Origin of the sequence: Pseudomonas sp. HY2-MNA-CIBAN-0224 (genome assembly GCF_040310285.1) — a bacterium.
In the GTDB taxonomy this organism is placed as follows: domain Bacteria; phylum Pseudomonadota; class Gammaproteobacteria; order Pseudomonadales; family Pseudomonadaceae; genus Aquipseudomonas; species Aquipseudomonas helleri.
In genome coordinates this window covers 1-270 of sequence record NZ_JBEOPQ010000539.1, presented here as the reverse complement: position 1 = coordinate 270, position 270 = coordinate 1, and the positions used below count along the sequence as shown (strand labels likewise).

Annotated in this window: 1 protein-coding gene; it reads left to right on the top strand. The window is 34.1% G+C overall.

What is annotated here, in order from left to right:
- Positions 1-47: 47 nt before the first annotated feature.
- A complete protein-coding gene (locus AAEZ03_RS27475) occupies positions 48-218 on the top strand; it encodes a hypothetical protein (protein ID WP_167514313.1) in 171 nt (56 codons plus the stop codon).
- Positions 219-270 lie beyond the last annotated feature (52 nt).

The window sequence follows — 270 nt, the reverse complement described above, 5'->3', positions numbered from 1 at the left end:
CATAGATGAATATTGGTTCACTAAAAAATAATAATAGGAATTGCACCATGAGTAATACTAACAACGATACTTCAGACATCAAAAAAGCAGCAGAGCAGGCCGATAATCAACAAATCGAAAAAAATCTAAACGATGACAAAAATGTTGATACTCCCGAAAAACTGAGTGAAGAAGAGCAAACCTCTTTTATTGATGAAGAGTTACGGACAGATAAGTAAGGAGCCGTTTGAGCGATATTGATAGCAAAGATATCAATAGCAACAACAATAT

Coding starts and splice junctions, on each gene's coding strand:
- AAEZ03_RS27475 (WP_167514313.1), top strand. CDS start 48: ATGAGTAATACTAACAACGATACTTCAGACATCAAAAAAGCAGCAGAG.